The sequence below is a fragment of the Burkholderia sp. BCC0419 genome (genome assembly GCF_902830285.1).
Lineage (GTDB): Bacteria > Pseudomonadota > Gammaproteobacteria > Burkholderiales > Burkholderiaceae > Burkholderia.
Genome location: NZ_CADESR010000001.1, coordinates 1,730,738 through 1,750,389, shown reverse-complemented (window position 1 = coordinate 1,750,389; position 19,652 = coordinate 1,730,738). Strand labels below are relative to the sequence as shown.

Sequence of the window (19,652 nt, the reverse complement as noted above, 5' to 3'; positions counted from 1 at the left end):
GATGCATCTGCTGCGCACCACGCCGGGCGGCTTCGTCGACGATACGCAGGGCGTCGTCCGGATCGACCAGCAGCCGGCCGACATCGTGATCCTGAGTTCGGCCGACACGACGCTGTCGCTGCTCGCGAGCGTCGTGCCGCACTTGCCCGAAGGATTCCCGAGCGTGCGGCTCGCGAACGTCACGTTCCTGCGGCAGCCGGCGTCGGTCGATTTCTATGTCGACGACGTGCTGCGTCACGCGAAGACGGTCGTGATCGATCATCTCGGCGGCGAAGCGTACTGGCCGTACGGGATCGAGCAGGCCGTGTCGCTCGCGTCGAAGCGCGGGCAGCAGCTCGCGATGTTCTCGGGCGACCTGCAGGAGGACCCGAACCTCGTCGCGAAGAGCACGGTGAAGGCCGACCTGTGCCGGCTGTGGTGGCGCTATCTGCGCGAAGGCGGTGTGCACAACGCCGACGCGCTGCTGCGCAGCATCGCGTTTCACACGCTCGGGTTCGGCGACGAGCCCGAACTGCCGCGCCCGCTGCCGGCCGCCGCGCTGTATCACCCGGCGCGCGACCGCGCGAGCGTCGACGACTGGCGGCCGCGCTGGACGCCCGGCGCGCCGGGCGTCGCGATCCTGTTCTATCGCGCGCACTGGCAGGCCGCGAACACGGCCGTGTTCGACGCGCTGGCCGACGCACTGATCGACGAAGGACTGAATCCGCTGCCGATCGCGGTGACGTCGCTGAAAGATGCGGTGAGCCGCGAGGTCATCACGCAACTCTGCGATACGCACGACGTCGCGCTCGTGCTGAATACCACGGCGTTCGCGGCCGGTGCGATCGACAGCCCCGAGCCCGACGTGCTGGCCGGCGACGCGCCGGTGCTGCAGGTGATCCTGTCCGGCGGCAATCGCGACGCTTGGGTGGCCGACAACCAGGGCCTGCACGCACGCGACATCGCGATGCACGTCGCGCTGCCCGAGGTCGACGGGCGCATCGTCACGCGCGCGGTGAGCTTCAAAGGGCTCGCGTATCGCTGCCCGCACACCGAGGTCGACGTCGTGCGCTACCAGCCGGATGCCGAACGCATCGCGTTCGTCGCGGCGCTCGCGCGCGGCTGGTGCCGGCTGCGCACGCTGGAGAATGCCGACAAGCGCGTCGCGCTGATTCTCGCGAACTATCCGCAAAGCGAAGGGCGCATCGGCAACGGCGTCGGGCTCGACACGCCGGCCTCCGCGCTGCGCGTGCTCGCGGCGCTGCGCGACGCGGGCTATACGGTGGCCGACCTGCCGCCCGACGGCGACGCGCTGATCGCGCGGCTCACCGAAGGCGTGACCAACGACGCGGCCGTGCACGCGCTGCGGCCGGCGTTCCAGAGCTTCCCGCTGGCCGACTACGCTGCGCATTTCGCGCGGCTGCCGGCGGCCGTGCGCGACGCGCTGAACGCACGCTGGGGGCCGCCTGAAGCCGACCCGACGCTGCGGCAACAGCGTTTCACGATCGCCGGCTGGCGCGCGGGCAACGTGTTCGTCGGCATCCAGCCGTCGCGCTCGCGCGACGACAACGACTACGCGAGCTACCACGATGCGGACCTCGTGCCGCCGCATGCGTATCTCGCGTTCTATTTCTGGCTGCGCGATGCGTATCGCGTCGACGCGGTCATCCATCTCGGCAAGCACGGCAATCTCGAATGGCTGCCCGGCAAGAGCGTCGCGCTGTCCGACGCGTGCTGGCCCGACCTGACGCTCGGGCCGCTGCCGCACCTGTATCCGTTCATCGTCAACGATCCGGGCGAGGGCAGCCAGGCGAAGCGCCGCGCGCAGGCCGTGATCGTCGATCACCTGATGCCGCCGCTCACGCGCGCGGAAAACTACGGCCCGCTGCAGGATCTCGAGCGGCAGGTCGACGAATACTACGAAGCGCTGATGGTCGACGCGCGGCGCGCGAAGCTGTTGCGCAAGACGATCCTCGCGACGATCGCCGAGCATCGTCTGCACGACGAGCTGAGCGTGTCGCCACCGCGCGATGCGGGCGACGAGGACGCGCTGCTCACGCGCGTCGATGCGTGGCTGTGCGAGTTGAAGGAAGCGCAGATTCGCGACGGGCTGCACGTGTTCGGCGCGTCGCCGGTCGAGCGCCAGCGGCGCGACACGCTGCTCGCGCTTGCACGCTTTCCGGTCGGCGACGGCAAGGGCCAACGGGCCGGGCTGATCGGCGCGCTCGCGCGCGATCTCGCGCTCGGCGACGCTTTCGATCCGCTCGCGGCCGACTGGGCCGCGCCGTGGGCGGGGCCGCGGCCGGCCGTCCTGCAAGCGCTCGACGAATCGCCGTGGCGTCACGCGGGCGACACGCGCGAGCGGCTCGAACGGCTTGCGCAGCATTGGCTGAACGCCGTGTGCGGATCCGCTTCAGAAGATCCCGGCATCGACATGCCGCCGCCCGGCGAATGGCCGCATACGCTCGCGGTGATCGAACGCGTGCGTTCGACGCTGTTGCCTGCACTCGACGCGTGCGGCGGCGAGGAAATGCGTCAGCTGCTGCGCGGGCTCGACGGCCGCTTCGTGCCGCCGGGGCCGAGCGGCTCGCCGTCGCGCGGCCGTCCCGACGTGCTGCCGACCGGCCGCAACTTCTACTCGGTCGACACGCGCGCGGTGCCGACGCAGGCCGCGTGGTCGCTCGGCCTGAAATCCGCGCAGCAACTGATCGAGCGTCATCTGCAGGATCACGGCGACTATCCGCGCGCGATCGGGCTGTCGGTCTGGGGCACGGCCACGATGCGCACCGGCGGCGACGACATCGCGCAGGCGTTCGCGCTGCTCGGCGTGCGCCCGAAATGGGCGCACGGCAGCCATCGCGTGACCGACTTCGAGATCCTGCCGATCGAGATCTTCGACCGGCCGCGCATCGACGTGACGCTGCGCGTGTCGGGTTTCTTCCGCGACGCGTTCCCGAACCTGATGCACCTGTTCGACGCGGCCGTGCAGGCCGTCGCGGCGCTCGACGAGCCCGAGGAACTGAACCCGATCCGCGCGCGCATCGAGCGCGAACGCGCGAAGTGGGTCGAGCAGGGCGTGGCGCCCGACGAAGCGCGGCGCCGCGCCGGCTGGCGCGTGTTCGGCGCGCGGCCGGGCAGCTACGGCGCGGGCCTGCAGGACCTGATCGACCAGCGCCGCTGGCAAAGCGACGCCGATCTCGCGGACGCATACCGTCAATGGGGCGGCCATGCGTACGCGCAGAACAGCGCGGGCGACGCCGCGGCCGACGTGTTCGGCGCGCGGCTGGCGACGATCGACGTCGTCGTGCAGAACCAGGACAGCCGCGAGCACGACATCCTCGATTCGAACGACTACTACCAGTTCCAGGGCGGGATGACGGCGGCCGTGCGGCACCTGTCCGGGCAGCAGCCGAGCATCTACCACGGCGACCATGCGAACCCGGCCGCGCCGAAGATGCGCACGCTGCGCGAGGAAATCGCACGCGTGATCCGCTCGCGCGTCGTCAACCCGAAATGGCTCGACGGCGTGAAGCGTCACGGCTACAAGGGCGCGGCCGAGCTGGCCGCGACCGTCGACTACCTGTACGGCTATGACGCGACCGCGCGCGTGCTGTCGGACCACCAGTACGCGCTCGTCGCCGACGCGTACCTGTTCGACGACGCGACCCGCGCGTTTCTCGAACGGCACAACCCGAAGGCGCTGCACGGCATCTGCGAACGCTTCGTCGAAGCGATGCAGCGCGGGCTGTGGCAGCAGCCGGGCCACTATCGCGAGCGGATCGAAGCGATCTGGCTCGCCAGCGAACAACGCCAGGAAGGAGGACGGCGATGACCGATCCGACGACGCACCGCGCCCGCGCGGTTTTTCCGTTTGCGGCGCTCGTCGCGCAGGACGCATTGCAGCAGGCGCTGCTGCTCGCCGCGATCGATCCGTCGCTCGGCGGCGTGCTCGTCAGCGGCCCGCGCGGCACCGCGAAATCGACTGCCGCGCGCGGCCTCGCGGAGCTACTGCCGGAAGGGCAGTTCGTCACGCTGCCGTTGTCGGCGAGCGACGAGCAGGTGACGGGCACGCTCGATCTCGCGCATGCGCTTGCCGAAAACGGCGTGCGCTTCCGGCCGGGCCTGCTGGCCCGCGCGCATCTCGGCGTGCTGTATGTCGACGAAGTGAACCTGCTCGCCGACGGGCTCGTCGATACGCTGCTCGACGTCGCCGCGAGCGGCGTGAACATCGTCGAGCGCGATGGCGTGTCGCACGCGCACGACGCGCGTTTCGTGCTGGTCGGCACGATGAATCCCGAGGAGGGCGAGCTGCGCCCGCAGTTGCTCGACCGCTTCGGGCTGATGGTCGAACTGGAGAACTGCTTCGACGCCGCGCAGCGCGAACGGATCGTGAAGGCGCGACTCGCGTTCGATCTCGATTCGGATGCGTTTCGCGCGCGTCACGCGGCTGCTCAGCGGGAACTCGCGGACCGGATTCATGCGGCGCGCGCCCGGCTGCCTGCGCTGGATTTCGACGATGCGGTTCATGCGCGCGTCAGCGCGCTGTGCATCGACGCGGCCGTCGACGGGTTGCGTGCCGATCTCGTGATGCTGCGCGCCGCGCGTGCGCTTGCCGCGCTGGAACGGGCCGCGGCGGTGACAGTGTCGCATGTGGCGCGCGTGGCCGAAGCCGTGCTGCGGCACCGACGCCATGCGGGGCCGCCGCCGTCGCACCAATCGTCACACCAGTCGTCGCAACACGGCGACGAACGCGACGATCGTCCGCCGCCGGACCCGCGCCAGCGGCCCGGCGACCGACCGAGTGAGACGGGCGACACGAAGGCCGACGCGTCGGCATCGCAGGGCGACTGGGGCTACCTGCCGCCCGAACCGGCCGGGCTGCGCGACGTGAAAAGCGTGGTGCCGCTGCCGCTAAAAAAACGCTGAGCCATCGAGCCGGCGCCACCGCGAACGCGATTCGCGGTCCTCGATGGCAACCAGGCGCAGCCGCGCGCGTGCCGGGCACGGTGCGCGCGGGCACGGCCGTCGCGTGGCTGGCGACGCTCGCCGCGAAACGCGGCAGCCCGCTGCATCGCGATCATCTGCGCTACGGGAAACGCGCGGGCACGCCGCACGCGCTGCATTGCTTCGTGCTCGACTGTTCGGCGTCGATGCTGTCGCACGCGCGGCTCGCGCTCGCGAAGGGGCTGATCGTCGCGTATTTCGATCAGGCCGCGCGTGAGCGTGTCGAAACCGCGCTGATTTGCTTCGGCGGCAACGGCGCCGCGCGGCGCTTCGGCCCGGCCGTGCCGCGCTGGTGGAATGCGCGCTGGCTCGAACCGGTCGACGGCGGTGGCGGCACGCCGCTGGCGGACGGCATCGCGGCCGCCGCGCAGCTGCTCGCCCGCGCGGCGCGGCGCGAGCCCGGCAAAACGCGCTGGCTGTGGGTGCTGTCCGACGGGCGCACGCGCGAGATGCCGGCCAAACCCGCGGCAGCCGATCACGTCGTGTTCGTCGATTTCGACGATGCGGCCGTGCGGATCGGGCAGGGCATGCGGCTCGCCGCGGCGTGGGGTGCACAGTGGCTGACGGCCGACGCGCTTCGCACGGATCTCGCCGGCTGATGGCCGGCCGGCGGTGCGCTATGATCGCCGCTTCTGCTTCTGCCCACTGGAAACCCCCGCCATGCAAGTACTGGTCGATGCCGACGCGTGTCCCGCCGTCATCAAGGACATGTTGTTTCGCGCCGCGCGTCGCGCCGAAATCTGCGTGACGCTGGTCGCGAACCAGTTTCTGCGCACGCCGCCGTCGCCGTTCATCAAGGCCGTGCAGGTGCCGGCCGGCTTCGACGTGGCCGATGCGCGCATCGTCGAGCTGGCGGAACCCGGCGATCTCGTGATCACCGCCGACATCCCGCTGGCCGCCGCCGTGCTCGACAAGGGCGCGCATGCGCTCGACCCGCGCGGCAACTGGTTCAGCCGCGAGAACATCGAGGAACGCCTGTCGACGCGCGCGATGATGGACCAGTTGCGCAGCGCCGGCATCGACACGGGCGGGCCGGCGCCGTTCAGCCCGCGCGACGGCAAGACGTTTGCATCGCAGCTCGACCGGTTCCTGGCGCGGCACGGCAAGCCGTAACGGCACCCGTCGGCGCCCGGCCAGGATGCAGGTTTGCGCCCACGCTGCTATCGTGTGGCGCGAACCCTCAGCACAGGAGCGCACGCGTGCCACCGACCCAACTTCTCGTTCCGACCTACACCCAGATGCTGCGTGCGCAGTCCGCGTGGCTCGACAAGGCCGTCGCGCACCGGCAGGCCGCGGGCGACGAACCCGACGCGGTGATGACGCTGAGGCTGGCGCCCGACATGTATCCGCTCGCCGCCCAGGTGCGCTTCTCGTGTTTCCAGGCGATGGAGCCGGTTCACCGGCTGCGCGGCGAACCGCTGCCGGCTGCATTGCTCGCGTTGCGCGAGGCGGGCTGGAACGCCGATACTCAACCCGGTTCGCCGGCCGATGCGCAGGCGATCATCGCCGGTACGCTCGCTTTTCTCGGCGAACTCGCACCGGATGCGCTCGATGGCGGCGCCGCGCGGCCGGTCTCGCTCGAGCTGCCGAACGGGATCGCATTCGACATGACGGGCGAACAGTACGCGCGCGACTGGGCGCTGCCGCAGTTCTACTTTCACGCGATCGCCGCGTACGCGATCCTGCGCCATCACGGCGTCGAACTCGGCAAGGCCGATTACGTGCCGCACATGCTCGCGTACGTCCGGCCGGGCACGATTCCGCAAGGTTGAGCCGGCCCCTCGGGCGCCGCGAAGCGACATGACACGGGCACTGTTCATCTGCAGCCGCAACCGGCTGCGCAGCCCGACGGCCGAAGCGGTGTTCGCCGCGTGGCCCGGCATCGAAACCGACTCCGCGGGCCTCGCTCCGGACGCGGACGTGCGGCTGTCCGCCGAGCAACTCGACTGGGCCGAAATCGTGTTCGTGATGGAGCGTGCGCACAAGGCCAGGCTGTCGACGCAATTCGGTGCGCATCTGAAGCACAAGAAGATCGTCTGCCTCGACATCCCCGACCGCTACGCGTTCATGCAACCCGAACTCGTCGCGCTGCTCGAACGCAAGGCCGGCCCGTTCCTGCGCGCGTAATCGCCGCAATGAGTGCCCGAGCCCGAGCCGGCATCGACCTCAGCGAAGCGGCCCGCTCACGAATGCAGAAAAACTGTCGAGCCGCAGCAGCTCGATGATCTTGCGCGTCGGCACGCTGGCCCGGAGCGTGTCGAGCCGGTCGACGGTGAACCACTTGCAGCGGGCGATCTCGTTGCTCGCGCGCGGCGTCAGGTGCGCCGGCACGTCGGCAACGAATACGTGATGCAGCTTCGTCAGCCCGCCGAACTGCACCGCGTAGTCGAGCGCGAGCCCCTCCAGCCGCGTTTCCTCCGCGAGCTCCCGCTGCGCGGCTTCGAGCGGCGTCTCGCCGCGCCGGATCGTGCCGCCGGGCAGCGACCAGCGCGCCGCGGGGCGCGCGACCAGCAGCACGCTGCTGCGCTGGCGGCACACGATCGTGGCGCGTTCCTTGATGACGGCGAGGGTATCCGGCCCGGTGCTCATGTTCTGGCAAAACAGGTGCTGAATCGTGGAGGAAAGGCACGTCGGCGGCGCGTGGTTCGCCAGCCGGCAGCGACGGCATGCAGGCCGCCACGCCGATATTACCGGCCGTTCGTGACAGTTCCGTGCACCGCGGTCGCGCCACGGACGACCGCTCACGCGTGCGTGTAGATCCCGCTGCGCGCCGGCTTCGCGTGGCGCGAATGGCGGCGCTTGTGAACGGCACGCCGGTGATGCGGCGACGGCGCGGTGACGTGCCGGCGTGCGGGCGCGGGCCGGGCCGCCGGCGCGGCAGCATGCGGCGCGGCGCCCGGCACTCCGGTTTGCCCTTCGCCGAAGTGGAAAGTCTGGTTTTGCGCGTGCGCGACGCCCAGCGTCGACGCCAGCACGAAGGCCGCCAACCACAATCGTTTCATGAATCTTCCGCCTTTATCGTTCGGGATGAATGTTGCCCGCCAGCTTAGCGAACGGCGGGGCGCGACCGCAACCGGCGCGCGTTCGGTGTCGACCCCACTTGCGCACGACGACGTGATCCGCGCGCAGCAGGGTCCATCCGAGCTTGACAACGAAATTCCTGAATGTGAATATAAATTCACATACAAGAATTATTCGTCGAATCCGGAGAGGCCGCACGCACGCGCCGAGCCGCCGGAACCGGCAGTCCGATCAACCGGAACCAGGAGCGAGACGCATGGCGGAACACGAGCAGCAGGGCGCGCTGGCGGGATTGCGCATCATCGATCTGTCGCGAGTGCTGGGCGGTCCGTACGCGACCCAGATCCTCGCCGATCACGGCGCGGAAGTGATCAAGGTCGAACCGCCGTCCGGCGACGAGACGCGCACGTGGGGCCCGCCGTTCGACGGCGACACCGCGTCGTACTTCCTCGGCGTGAATCGCAACAAGCTCGGCATCGCGCTCGACCTGACGCAACCGGCCGATCGCGAGCGGCTGCTCGGCCTCCTCGAACACGCGGATGCGATCGTCGAGAACTTCAAGATTGGCACGATGGAGCGCTGGGGGCTCGGGTTCGACGCGCTGCATGCGCGGTTTCCGCGCCTCGTTTATTGCCGCGTGTCGGGTTTCGGCGCGGACGGCCCGCTCGGCGGGCTGCCGGGCTACGATGCGGCCGTGCAGGCGCTCGCGGGGCTGATGAGCGTCAACGGCGAAGCCGGCGGCGCGCCGCTGCGCGTCGGCGTGCCGATCGTCGATCTCGTCACGGGGCTGAACGCGGCGCTCGGCGTGCTGATGGCGCTGCGCGAGCGCGACGCCAGCGGCCGCGGCCAGTTCGTCGAGTCGACGCTGTTCGACTGCGCGCTGTCGATCCTCCATCCGCATACGCCGAACTTCTTCCATTCGGGCAAGGCGCCCGTGCGCACCGGCAACGCGCATCCGAACATCACGCCGTACGACAGCTTTCCGACGGCGGGCGTCGACATCTTTCTGGCGGTCGGCAACAACGGGCAGTTCGCCGCGCTGTGCGACGTGCTCGGCACGCGCGACTGGCTCGACGATCCGCGTTTCGCGGACAACCGCGCGCGCAGCCAGCATCGCGCCGCGCTGCGCACGCTGCTCGAAACGGCGCTGGCCGCGCACGACGGCGCGACGCTCGCCGAGCAACTGATGCGCCACGGCGTGCCGTGCGCGCCCGTGCTCGGGCTCGATGCGGCGCTCGACCATTCGCATGTCGCGCATCGGCAGATGAAGGTCGAGCTGGGCCGGCATCGCGGCATCGCGTCGCCGATCAAGCTCGGCCGCACGCCGGCCACGTACCGGCGCCCGCCGCCCGCGCTGAACGAACATGCGGCGCAGGTGTTCGCGGACGACAACGACAACGACGACAACCGCCGGACCTGACCGGCATCGCTGCCGCCGGCCGTGCCGCACTGCGGCGCACGGCCGTGCGTGCCGGCACACCAACATTCGGACATCACGCCGGCCCGCGCATCGACACGCATCGACATGCGCACCGGCTGAAGAGGAGACGCATCATGCTCGCATGGATCGGCGCGGTCGCCATCGTCGCGCTGTTCGGCCTGATCATCACGAAGCGGCTGTCGCCGCTCGTCGCGCTGATCGTCGTGCCGGTGGCCGCGTCGCTCGCGGCCGGTTTCGGGCTGCAGACCGGCAAGTTCATCGTGCACGGCGTGCAGAACATCGGTCCGATCGCCGGCATGTTCGTTTTTGCGATTCTGTTTTTCGGAATCCTCACCGATGCGGGGATGCTCGACCCGATCATCGCCGGCGTGCTGCGCGTGATCGGCTGCCATCCGCCGCGCATCGTGATGGGCTCGGCGCTGCTCGCGCTGCTGATCCATCTCGACGGCTCGGGCGCGGTCACGTTTCTCGTCACGCTGCCCGCGATGATGCCGCTCTATACGCGGCTCGGGATGGATCGCCGCATCCTCGCATGCGTCGCGTCGATGGCGGCCGGCGTCAACTTCCTGCCGTGGGTCGGGCCGATGCTGCGCGCGTCGGCCGCGCTGCACATTCCCGGCTCGGCGATCTTCACGCCGATGATTCCGGTGCAGATCGTCGGGCTCGCGTTCGTGTTCGGCACCGCCTACGTGCTCGGCGTGCGCGAGGCGAAACGGCTCGGGCTCGACCGCGCCGGCGCGGCGTCGCTCGCGATCGCGCCGCGCGAGCTGACCGACGCCGAACGCGCGTTGCGCCGGCCGGGCCGCTTCGAGATCAACGTCGCGCTGACGCTCGTCGTGCTCGGCACGCTGGTGTCGGGCATCGTCGACCCGATGGTGATGTTCATGCTCGGCACGGTCGCCGCGCTCGTGATCAACTATCCGGACGTCCAGGCGCAGCGCGAGCGGATCGACGCGCATGCGAAGGCCGCGCTGATGATGGCGAGCGTGCTGCTCGCGGCCGGCGCGTTCACCGGCATCATGTCCGGCACCGGGATGCTGAAGGCGATGGCCGAGGTCGTCGTCGCGCACGTGCCGGTCGAGCATGCGCGCCACATGCCGTTCGTGCTCGGGCTGCTGTCGATGCCGCTCAGCCTGCTGTTCGATCCCGATTCGTTCTACTTCGGCGTGCTGCCGGTGCTCGCGGAGAGCGGCAAGCTGCTCGGCGTGCCGCCGATCCAGATGGCGCAGGCCGCGCTGCTCGGCCAGATGACGACGGGCTTTCCGGTGAGCCCGCTGACGCCCGCGACGTTCCTGATCGTCGGCCTGACCGGTGTCGAGCTCGCCGAGCACCAGAAATTCACGATTCCGTTCCTGTTCGCCGCCACCGTGCTGATGGTATTCGCCGCGGTCGCGACGGGCGTGTTTCCGTTGTGAGGGCGCCCGGGCCGGTCGCTTCACGCCGGCCGCCCCGACGATGACTGTCTTCGCAACGTAAGCCCCCGCGTTGTCTTGAGAACGGCGCGGCCGTTCACGTTTTCCTGGAGAGCAATCCATGCAGTTCGACCTGACCGACGACCAGCGCGCGATCGAAAGCGCGATCGAGAAAATCTGCGAACGCTTCGGCGACGACTACTGGCTCGAACGCGATCGCGCGGGCGGCTTTCCGGCCGATTTCCACGCGGCGCTCGCCGACGCCGGCTGGCTCGGCATCGCGATGGATCCGGCCTACGGCGGCGCCGGGCTCGGGATGACCGAGGCGGCGCTGATGATGCGCACGATCAGCGCATCGGGCGCGGGGCTGTCGGGCGCGTCGGCCGTCCACATGAACATCTTCGGGCTGAACCCGGTGCAGGTGTTCGGCAACGATGCGCAGAAGGCGCGCTTCCTGCCGCCGCTGATCGCCGGGCGCGACAAGGCGTGCTTCGCGGTAACGGAACCCGACGCCGGCCTCGACACCACGCACCTGACCACACAGGCGCGCCGCGACGGCGATCACTACGTGCTGAGCGGGCGCAAGATCTGGATCTCGACCGCACAGGTGGCGAACAAGATGCTGATCATCGCGCGCACGACGCCGCTCGACCAGGTCGCGAAGCCGACCGACGGGCTGAGCCTGTTCTATACCGACCTCGACCGTTCGTGCATCGAAGTGCGCGAAATCGAGAAGATGGGCCGCAAGGCGGTCGATTCGAACATGCTGTTCATCGACAACCTGCGCGTGTCGCGCGACGACCTGATCGGCAACGAAGGCGACGGCTTCCGCTATCTGCTGCACGGCCTGAACCCCGAACGGATCCTGATCGCCGCGGAGGCGATCGGGCTCGGGCAGGCCGCGCTGCGCCGCGCGACGCAGTATGCGTGCGAGCGCGTCGTGTTCGGCCGGCCGATCGGGCAGAACCAGTCGATCCAGCATCCGCTCGCGCAGGCGTGGATGCAGCTCGAGGCCGCGTGGCTGATGGTGATGAAGGCCGCGACGCGCTACGACGCGGGCCAATCGTGCGGCGCGGAGGCGAACGCGGCGAAATACCTCGGCGCGGAAGCCGCGTTCCAGGCCTGCCAGACGGCGATCGCGACGCACGGCGGGATGGGGTACGCGAAGGAATACCATGTCGAGCGCTACCTGCGCGAGTGTATGATTCCGAGGCTCGCGCCCGTGAGTCCGCAACTGATCCTGTGCTACATCGCGGAGAAGGTGCTCGGGCTGCCGAAGTCGTACTGACTACCGTATCGACCTGGCGGCCCGCCCGGCGCGCGGTTTCCCATTCCGAATCAAGCGCTCGTCATGGACGTCAAACTCGTTGCCCGCACGCTCGACCTGTTCGAGCTGTTCGCCGCCGAACGGCGGCCGCTGCCGCTCACCGAACTCGCGCGCCTGCTCAACGTGCCGGCGTCGAGCTGCCTGGCGATGACGCGCACGCTCGTGAGTCGCGGCTACCTGTACGAAGTGCGCAAGCGCGGCGGCTACTACCCGACGCGGCGCCTGCAGACGGTCGCCGCCGCGATCGACGCGACCGATCCGGTCGTCGACATCGTGCATCCGCACCTCGTCGCGCTGCGCGACGCGAGCCGCGAAACCGCCGTGCTCGGCAAGATCCAGGGCGCGTCGGTCACGTACCTCGACGTCGTCGAATCGGAGCAGGCGATCCGCTATACGCGCCAGCCGGGCGAGCTGCGGCCGCTGCATGCGAACTCGATCGGCAAGGCAATCTTCGCGGAACTCGCGAGCGATGCGCAGCAGGCGCTCGGCACGCAACTGTCGTTCGAACGCTTCACCGACGCGACGGTGGCCGACCTGCCGGCGCTCGTCGCGCAGACCGCGCGGTTTCGCGAACTCGGCTGGGCGGAGAACTTCGGCGAGAGCGCGCCCGAGCTGTCGGCGCTCGCGGTGGCGCTGACGCTCGACGGCGACTGGTACGGGCTGTCGGTCGTCGGGCCGACCGAGCGGATCCGCCAGCATCGCGACACGCACGCGGCGCTGCTGATCGACGCGAAGGCGCGGCTGCTGGCCGAGCACGCGCGCGGGTAGGGCAGCGGCGCGCGACGGGCCGGCAGCGGGCCGTCGCCGGCGTGCGGTCCTGCCACGCCGAAAACGACCCGCCGCGCGTCACGCACGAGCGTGTCGCGACATCACGACTTCACCCACACGCCGCCCGCGCTCGGGTTGTCGCCCTGCGTCCACCATTTCGCGCAATACTTCGCGCCCTGATACGTCACGCACGTGCCGCCCTGGTAGGCGGTCGTGGCGGACCACACGGGCGAGCCGCCGCCGACCGGCTTCCACACGGCCGCCTGGCCAGGCACGTCGCCCTGCGTCCACCATTGCGCCTGGTACGTCGTGCCCTGGTAGGTGACCGTCGCGCCGGCCGTATAGACCTGGCCGGCCGCCCAGGGCGCACCCGGCTGCGGCGTGCCGCCGTCCGAGCCGCCGCCGTAGTTCGGGTCCTGCGTGACGCCCGCGCCCCACTTGCCATCGAGCTTCTTGAAGATCGCCGCGAACGCGTACGGCTGCTGCGCGACGCCGGAGCAGGTCGGCGACGCATACGTGCCGCCGGACGGGCAGGCCTGATCGCGACCGACCGACCAGTTGCCGAAGAAGCCGTAGCCGTTCGCAACTGTCGCGTTCAGCACGGTCTGCGCATTCGCGAGCGTGAACGTTTCGCCTTGCACGTCGTTCACGCCGATCATCGGCGTGACGCCGACCATCTGCCACAGCTGCGCATTGGTCTTCGGCTGGCCGGCCGACTTGAACGCCGTGTCGAGCTGCGAGTAGAGCGCCTGCGCGGCGCTGATCGCGGCGGCGCCCATGTCGATGTTCGCGGGGCCGTAATCCATCGCCATCACGTTCACCGCGTCGAACGTGGTCTTGTTCGCGATGGCCGCGTTGACGACGTTCACACCGTCCTGCGTGAGCCCGGTCGGCATCGTCGGCAGCGTCAGCGTCACGTGCAGCGGCTTGCCCTTCGCCGCATAGTCGGCCTGCAGTTGCGCGACCGCCTGGAAATTGCGCGCGACCGCCGCCGTGTCCTGCTGCGACGCGCCCTCGATGTCGAAGTCGATATGCGTGAGGCCGTACGTGTCGATCACCGTCTGGTATGCAGTCTTCAGCGCGGGCACCGTCGAGCACGCCTGCATCAGCGGCGTGCCGTTCGCCCCGCCGAACGACACGGCGACTTCGCCGCCTTTCGCGCGGTAGCTCGCGATCGACGTGGACAGTGCGGTCAGCAGGCCGCCGCTCGCGCCGTTGCCGATCGGCTGCACGCCGCCCCACGACGGCACGCAGCCGTTGCCCGCAACCACGAACGCGAGCGTGAACTGCTGGATACCCTGGCGCACGCCGATCTGGTCGACCAACGGTGTCGGATAAAGCGTCACGTCGACAAAGGGCGCATAGACGCCGGCGCCTTGCGACACGCTCGCCATCGCGAGCAGACAACCCGCGGCAAACGCACGCGGAACGAAACGCGACAACACATTGTTGTTCATTCTGTGTTCTCCAAGTGGAAGAGGGATACGCTGGCCTGCGTATCGCCGCCGGTGGGAAAGGCACGTGTCCCGCTAGCGGCGTGCCTATCTTGGAGGATTCGCGTCGAATAGGAAACTTAGGTGTTCTTCTTTTTGTTATTCGATTCTCGATACGTAACGAACTTGCCGATTCGGTCGCATTTCGAAACGCGGGGCGGGCACTTTTTCCGTCCGATCGCGCGAAGCGGTGCGCGTGGACCGGTTCCAGCGAACCGGTGACGCGCCCGCCCGCCGATTACCGGCTAGCTCGCATGCGCATTCACGCGAGCGCCGCCGGATTCGGTACGCGCGCCGCGCCGGGCGCAGCGGCATTCAGCGATACCAGCGCGGCGTATAGACCCATTCGCGTGCGTTGCCGATCGCGAAGCGCCGCGTCGTCGACGAGCCGACGATCACCATCGTGCGCATGTCGACCTGGTCGCTGCGCAGCGCGCCGAGGGTCGTCGTCGCGAGCGTCGCGCCCGGGCGGCCGATGTCGCGGCCGAGCACGACCACCGTATCGGCCGTGCGATGCGCGCGCACGACATCGAGCGCACGGTCGAGCTGCCACGGCCGCGCGCGCGAAATCGGGTTGTAGAACGCCATCACGAGATCGGCTTGCGCCGCATGCCGCAGGCGCGTCTCGATCACGTCCCACGGCTTCAGGTTGTCCGACAGCGAGATCGCGCAGAAATCGTGGCCGAGCGGTGCGCCGGCCTGCGCGGCAGTAGCCAGCGACGCCGAGATGCCGGGCTCCACGCGCAGGTCGACCGCGGCCCATTGCGGGTCGCGCGCTTCGTCGAGCGCTTCGAGCACGGCCGCGGCCATCGCGAACACGCCGGGGTCGCCCGACGACACGACCGCGACGCGCCGACCCTCGGCCGCCAGTTCGAACGCATGGCGTGCGCGCTGCATTTCCTCGCGATTGTCGGTGCCGTGCACGCGCTGGTCCGCCCGAAACGGGCCGGCCATGTTCACGTAGGTCGTATAGCCGAGGATGTCGGTCGCGTCGGCGAGCGCCGCGCGCGCGGCCGGCGTGAGCCATGTGGCGCCGCCCGGGCCGAGGCCGAGCACCGTCAGGCGGCCGCGTGCGCGGCCGAGCGTGGCCGGGTCGACCGGATGCGATGCGACCGCGCACGCGAGACCGTGCGATGCCGCACGCATCGTGTGGGTGACGCGCAACGCGCGGCCGAGCAGCGTGGCGGCATCGGCGGGTGCGTCGCTATCGCTATCGACGAAACGCAGCGGCACGTCGAGCACGCTCGACGCTTCTTCCAGCGCGGGTTCGCCGATCGCCGATGCCGGCGCGACGATGGTCGCGAGCGCCAGCCGCGCCAGGCCCTGTGCGTCGAGCGCGGCTGCGATGCGCACGGCCAGTGCTTCGTCGGCATGCACGGCATCCGCGGCGACGCCGACCACCACGCTGCGCGGATGAATCACGAGTTCGTCGCGCGCGCCACGCCACGCATCGGGCGTCACGCGAATCGCGTGTGCGGCCGCGGCATCGCGCGGCAGCGCGACCTCGTCGAGCCACGGCGCGGCGCCGTCGATGCGCGTCGACGCGCCCGCGAGCAGGTCGGACACGAAGCGCTTGCCTTGCGCGAGGTCGGCGAGCGCATAGCCTTCCGGCGGATTGAGCACGCACGCGCCGAAGCGCAGTTCGCCGCTCGTCGTGATCGCCGGCGCGACGCCGACGCATTCGGCAATTTCGCGCGCGATCACGTTGACGCCCGTCAGCCCGCCGAGCAGCGGCACGACGGCCGAGCCGTCCTCCGCGACCGCGAGCACCGGCGGCTCGACGCCCTTGTCGGCGAGTGCGGGCGCGAGGCAGCGGATCACGATGCCGGCCGCGCACAGCGCGACGATCGGCAAGCCGCGCGCATAGAGTTCGCGCAGGTGCGCGCCGAGTTCGTCGAACGGCACGTCGGCGTCGACGCGCGACGCGAGACCGTGCACACGGGCGCCCGGGTAACGCGCCTGGATACGCCGCGCGGTATCGATCGCGCCCGCGCCGAGAATCACGATCGCGGGCGGCGTCGTCATCCTTGCCATTTTTCCCCCGGCACGACGAGCAGCGAGAAATACGGCGACGCCATCGGATCGACCTCGTCGAGCGGCACGATGCGCTGGTTCGCCATCGTCGCGCGCTCGACGTACAGCGTGCGCTTCGCGAGCCCGAGTTCGTCGAGCACGCGCCGCACCTTGTCGAAATTGCGGCCGAGCTTCATCACGACGGCCGCGTCGGCCCGCGCGAGCCGCTCGCGCAGTTCGTGTTCGGGCAGCACGCCCGACAGAACCGACAGGCTCTGGTTGCGATAGACGAGCGGCTGGCCGAGCACGGCCGTGCCGCCGAGCATCGCGCACACGCCGGGGATCACCTCGGTGTCGTAACGCGGCGCGAGGCGGTCGTGCAGGTACATGTACGAGCCGTAGAAGAACGGGTCGCCTTCGCAGATCACCGCGACGTCGCGGCCTGCGTCGAGGTGCGCCGCGACGATCTCGGCCGCGGTGTCGTAGAAATCGGCGATCACCGTCTCGTAGCACAGCGGCGGCGGCAGCGCCTCGGTCGTCACCGGGTAGACGAGCGGCAGTTGCGTCTGCCCGTCGAGCAGGTGCGCTTCGACGATGCCGTACGCGTTGCCTTTCTTGCCCTTCGCGACGAAATACGCGACCACGGGCGCCGCCTGCAGCACGCGCAGCGCCTTGATCGTCATCAGTTCGGGATCGCCGGGGCCGACCCCGACACCGAACAGCCGTCCGCGCACGCTCGTCATTCGACCTCCGTGGCAAGCGCATTGACCGCGGCGGCGGCCATCGCGCTGCCGCCGCGCCGGCCGAGCAGCGCGACGTACGGCACGCCGCGGCTGTCGGCGTCGAGCGTCGCCTTCGATTCGGCCGCGCCGATGAAGCCGACCGGGAAACCGAGGATCAGCGCGGGGCGCGGCGCGCCGGCGTCGATCATGTCGAGCAGGTGGAACAGCGCGGTCGGCGCATTGCCGATCACGACGACGCTGCCCGCGAGATGCGGCCGCCACAGTTCGAGCGCGGCGGCCGAACGCGTGTTGCCGAGCTGCCGCGCGAGGTCGGGCACCTCCGGCTCGCCGAGCGTGCAGATCACGCGATTGGCCGCGGGCAGCCGCGCACGCGTGATGCCTTCGGCGACCATCCTTGCGTCGCACAGGATCGGCGCGCCGGCCGCGAGCGCCGCACGGCCGGCCGCACCGGCGCCGGCCGAGAAGCGCAGGTCGTACACGACGTCGACCATGCCGCATGCGTGGATCACGCGCACCGCGAGTTTCTCGAGATCGGGCGGAACCCGCGACAGGTCGGCCTCGGCGCGGATCGTCGCGAACGACTGGCGGTAGATTTCCTGCCCGTCGCGAATGTAGTCAAGCATCGGTGGTGTCCTGGCTGTGCCGTGCGTCCATGAGTCGGACCGCGGCCTGGTCAATCGTCAGATGGCGCGCGAGCGGGGCGCCGAGGCCCGCGGCCGCGTCGCGCCGGTAAAGGTCGTAGTGCGCGGGCGCCACCGCGACGAGCGTATGTGCGGCCGGGTGAGGCAGCGCGCAGTGGCGCTCGCAACCGGTCAGATGCACGTCGAGCGGATGGCCGACGTGCGCGGCGAGCGCGAGCGCGTCGTGTTTCGTGTCGGCGTGCGCTTTCGCGCAGCCCGTGCTGCCGGTGCAGGCGACGAGCGTCGCCAGCGGGTCGGACGCTGCGCATACGAGGCCGAGCGACGCGAGTGCTTCGCGCATCGCAGCCGCGCGTTCGTTCGGCACGCCGTGCATGAACACGCCTTGCCACGGCGTCATCGACAGCGTGCCGTCGCCGTCGGCTTCGGCCAGCGCGGCGAGCCGTTCCAGTTGCGCCGCGTCGAGCCGCCCGAGCACGAATTGCGCGCCGACGCTGCAACGCGCCGCGTCGCGCGATGGGCGCGCGCCGAAACGCAACGCAGGGTCGGCACGCGTGCGCCGCCAGTCGGCAAGCGCCGGATCGGCCTTGAGCGGAAAGGGCAGGTAGTGCCGGGCGCGCTCGAGCAGCGTGCGTTCGCTGCATGTCGCCAGCAACGCGCGCATCCGCGTGACGTCGGCCGGCGCGAGATCGAGGAACGCGAGCAGCAGCGCGCGAACCAGCGCGACGCCCTGATCGATTGATACGTCGACCGACGCGGGCCGGTCGCCGTGCGCCACCGGCGGACAGCCGGCCAGCCCTGCCGCGAGACGTACCGCGCCGTCGCCGCGACGCCATGCGGCCAGCCAGATGTCGTGCGGATGATCGAGCGCCGCGACCGCTTCGCCGCCGTCGAGCTGGATCGAGAATTTCGGCGACAGTTCGCCACGGCGCGGCTCGCTCGCCAGCAGGTCGAGCAGCGGCACGGCGAGCGCGTGGCTATCGACGAGTGCGGCGGGGTCGTGCCCGGCGAGCGGGCTGAGCATCACGTTGCGGACGTCGTCGCTCGCCGCGAGCGCGGCCGCATCGGCGGCGTCGTCGTCAGCGCTTGCGCGCGGGCCGAGCCCCGCGTCGAGCAACGCGTGCGCCAGCGCATCGGCCGCGCCGTCGCGAATGCCGCGCAACTGGAGATTCGCGCGATTGGTCGCATCGATCACGCCGGAGCCGTACAGGCGCGCAGCGGCGGCGATCGCGTGCGCCTGGCGCGCGTCGAGCCGGCCGCCCGGCAGCTTGATCCGGCACAGCCCGCCGTCGGCGGCCGCGACCACGCGCACGAGCCCCGGGCAGGCCGACGGGCGCACGACGGGCGACGCAGGAATCGAATCGTGGGCGGAATTCAACGGGATACCGGAACAGTGTGGCGCCGCGGCCAACGCATCGGTACACCCCGCCCGACGCCGACTGGCACGCACGCACTTTCTGGCCGGCAGGTCTCCTGGCTGACAGGTCGGCGCCGGCTCCCGGCCTTCCCGGTGAAACCAGTGGCATGAGGGGGGATCGGCTCGCTGTCTACAGTTGCGGGGGCAGCCACAGCGGCGCGCGGTGCGCCCTGTGTTCCCTCTTCGGCCCCGAGGGGCACCGGCGAACGAACGGCCGTAGGATACCCGATTTCGGTCGCGATTCGCGACCGGCTGGCCGTTCGCGGCAAGCGAAGCGGGCAACGGTCGGGCACGTGCGGGCAGGCAGGTGAAACGCGGGGTGGAACACGGTACCATGCCGTTTTTTGCAACGCGGACGGACGCACCGGCGCTTTCATGGCCGCGCGGCGACACGAT

17 protein-coding genes and 1 riboswitch are annotated in these 19,652 nt (G+C 70.2%); of the genes, 10 read left to right on the top strand and 7 right to left on the bottom strand.

Translation table 11 applies throughout. From position 1 onward, the window contains the following. Position 1: 1 nt before the first annotated feature. The 6 genes from cobN to HWW87_RS07805 all read left to right on the top strand — a co-directional run bounded on the left by cobN (position 2) and on the right by HWW87_RS07805 (position 7,110). Positions 2 to 3,811 (top strand): cobaltochelatase subunit CobN, encoded by a 3,810-nt coding sequence (gene cobN / locus HWW87_RS07830; protein ID WP_175819844.1) that lies wholly within the window; start codon positions 2 to 4, stop codon positions 3,809 to 3,811. Continuing rightward, complete coding sequence (locus HWW87_RS07825; protein ID WP_175819843.1) at positions 3,808 to 4,905, top strand: AAA family ATPase; 1,098 nt, start codon at positions 3,808 to 3,810, stop codon at positions 4,903 to 4,905. Before cobN ends, HWW87_RS07825 begins: the two co-directional genes overlap by 4 nt. 68 nt (positions 4,906 to 4,973) lie before the next feature. Then, entirely contained in the window at positions 4,974 to 5,582 is a 609-nt protein-coding gene (locus tag HWW87_RS07820; RefSeq protein ID WP_175819842.1) for a VWA domain-containing protein, read from the top strand. Between the two features lie 61 nt (positions 5,583 to 5,643). Further along, positions 5,644 to 6,096, top strand: coding sequence for a YaiI/YqxD family protein (locus tag HWW87_RS07815; RefSeq protein ID WP_174430393.1), 453 nt, complete (start codon positions 5,644 to 5,646; stop codon positions 6,094 to 6,096). Between the two features lie 86 nt (positions 6,097 to 6,182). Continuing rightward, entirely contained in the window at positions 6,183 to 6,755 is a 573-nt protein-coding gene (locus tag HWW87_RS07810; protein ID WP_175819841.1) for a DUF1993 domain-containing protein, read from the top strand. A 28-nt stretch (positions 6,756 to 6,783) separates the two neighbouring features. Beyond that, the gene (locus tag HWW87_RS07805) at positions 6,784 to 7,110 is read left to right on the top strand and encodes a low molecular weight protein tyrosine phosphatase family protein (protein ID WP_175819840.1); all 327 of its coding nucleotides are present in this window, start codon (positions 6,784 to 6,786) and stop codon (positions 7,108 to 7,110) included. 39 nt (positions 7,111 to 7,149) lie between these two features. Here HWW87_RS07805 and HWW87_RS07800 read toward each other — a convergent pair whose 3' ends face one another. Further along, positions 7,150 to 7,572, bottom strand: a complete 423-nt coding sequence (locus HWW87_RS07800; protein WP_174430396.1) for an NUDIX hydrolase — start codon at positions 7,570 to 7,572, stop codon at positions 7,150 to 7,152. A gap of 152 nt (positions 7,573 to 7,724) precedes the next feature. Continuing rightward, positions 7,725 to 7,985, bottom strand: a complete 261-nt coding sequence (locus tag HWW87_RS07795) for a hypothetical protein (protein ID WP_175819839.1) — start codon at positions 7,983 to 7,985, stop codon at positions 7,725 to 7,727. 275 nt (positions 7,986 to 8,260) lie between these two features. Between HWW87_RS07795 and HWW87_RS07790 the strand changes: the two genes are divergently transcribed. The 4 genes from HWW87_RS07790 to HWW87_RS07775 all read left to right on the top strand — a co-directional run bounded on the left by HWW87_RS07790 (position 8,261) and on the right by HWW87_RS07775 (position 12,952). Further along, positions 8,261 to 9,424, top strand: coding sequence for a CoA transferase (locus HWW87_RS07790; RefSeq protein ID WP_175819838.1), 1,164 nt, complete (start codon positions 8,261 to 8,263; stop codon positions 9,422 to 9,424). 134 nt (positions 9,425 to 9,558) lie between these two features. Beyond that, positions 9,559 to 10,860, top strand: a complete 1,302-nt coding sequence (locus HWW87_RS07785; RefSeq protein WP_175819837.1) for a citrate:proton symporter — start codon at positions 9,559 to 9,561, stop codon at positions 10,858 to 10,860. A gap of 118 nt (positions 10,861 to 10,978) precedes the next feature. Beyond that, complete coding sequence (locus HWW87_RS07780) at positions 10,979 to 12,145, top strand: acyl-CoA dehydrogenase family protein (protein ID WP_089500168.1); 1,167 nt, start codon at positions 10,979 to 10,981, stop codon at positions 12,143 to 12,145. A 63-nt stretch (positions 12,146 to 12,208) separates the two neighbouring features. Beyond that, positions 12,209 to 12,952, top strand: a complete 744-nt coding sequence (locus tag HWW87_RS07775; protein WP_175819836.1) for an IclR family transcriptional regulator — start codon at positions 12,209 to 12,211, stop codon at positions 12,950 to 12,952. Between the two features lie 101 nt (positions 12,953 to 13,053). On the opposite strand, the gene HWW87_RS07770 is transcribed toward HWW87_RS07775, so the two are convergent. The 5 genes from HWW87_RS07770 to cobG all read right to left on the bottom strand — a co-directional run bounded on the left by HWW87_RS07770 (position 13,054) and on the right by cobG (position 19,178). After that, the gene (locus HWW87_RS07770) at positions 13,054 to 14,409 is read right to left on the bottom strand and encodes a chitinase (RefSeq protein WP_175819835.1); all 1,356 of its coding nucleotides are present in this window, start codon (positions 14,407 to 14,409) and stop codon (positions 13,054 to 13,056) included. A 351-nt stretch (positions 14,410 to 14,760) separates the two neighbouring features. Further along, entirely contained in the window at positions 14,761 to 16,470 is a 1,710-nt protein-coding gene (gene cobJ / locus HWW87_RS07765) for a precorrin-3B C(17)-methyltransferase (protein WP_175819834.1), read from the bottom strand. After that, entirely contained in the window at positions 16,467 to 17,201 is a 735-nt protein-coding gene (locus tag HWW87_RS07760) for a precorrin-2 C(20)-methyltransferase (protein WP_175819833.1), read from the bottom strand. Before HWW87_RS07760 ends, cobJ begins: the two co-directional genes overlap by 4 nt. After that, positions 17,198 to 17,824: a precorrin-8X methylmutase gene (locus HWW87_RS07755; RefSeq protein ID WP_175819832.1), complete on the bottom strand. Its 627-nt coding sequence runs from the start codon at positions 17,822 to 17,824 to the stop codon at positions 17,198 to 17,200. The genes HWW87_RS07760 and HWW87_RS07755 overlap by 4 nt, the downstream gene beginning before the upstream one ends. Then, positions 17,817 to 19,178, bottom strand: a complete 1,362-nt coding sequence (gene cobG / locus HWW87_RS07750) for a precorrin-3B synthase (protein ID WP_279608015.1) — start codon at positions 19,176 to 19,178, stop codon at positions 17,817 to 17,819. The genes HWW87_RS07755 and cobG overlap by 8 nt, the downstream gene beginning before the upstream one ends. Positions 19,179 to 19,284: 106 nt before the next feature. Then, a riboswitch (cobalamin riboswitch) is annotated at positions 19,285 to 19,475 on the bottom strand. Positions 19,476 to 19,652: the final 177 nt, after the last annotated feature.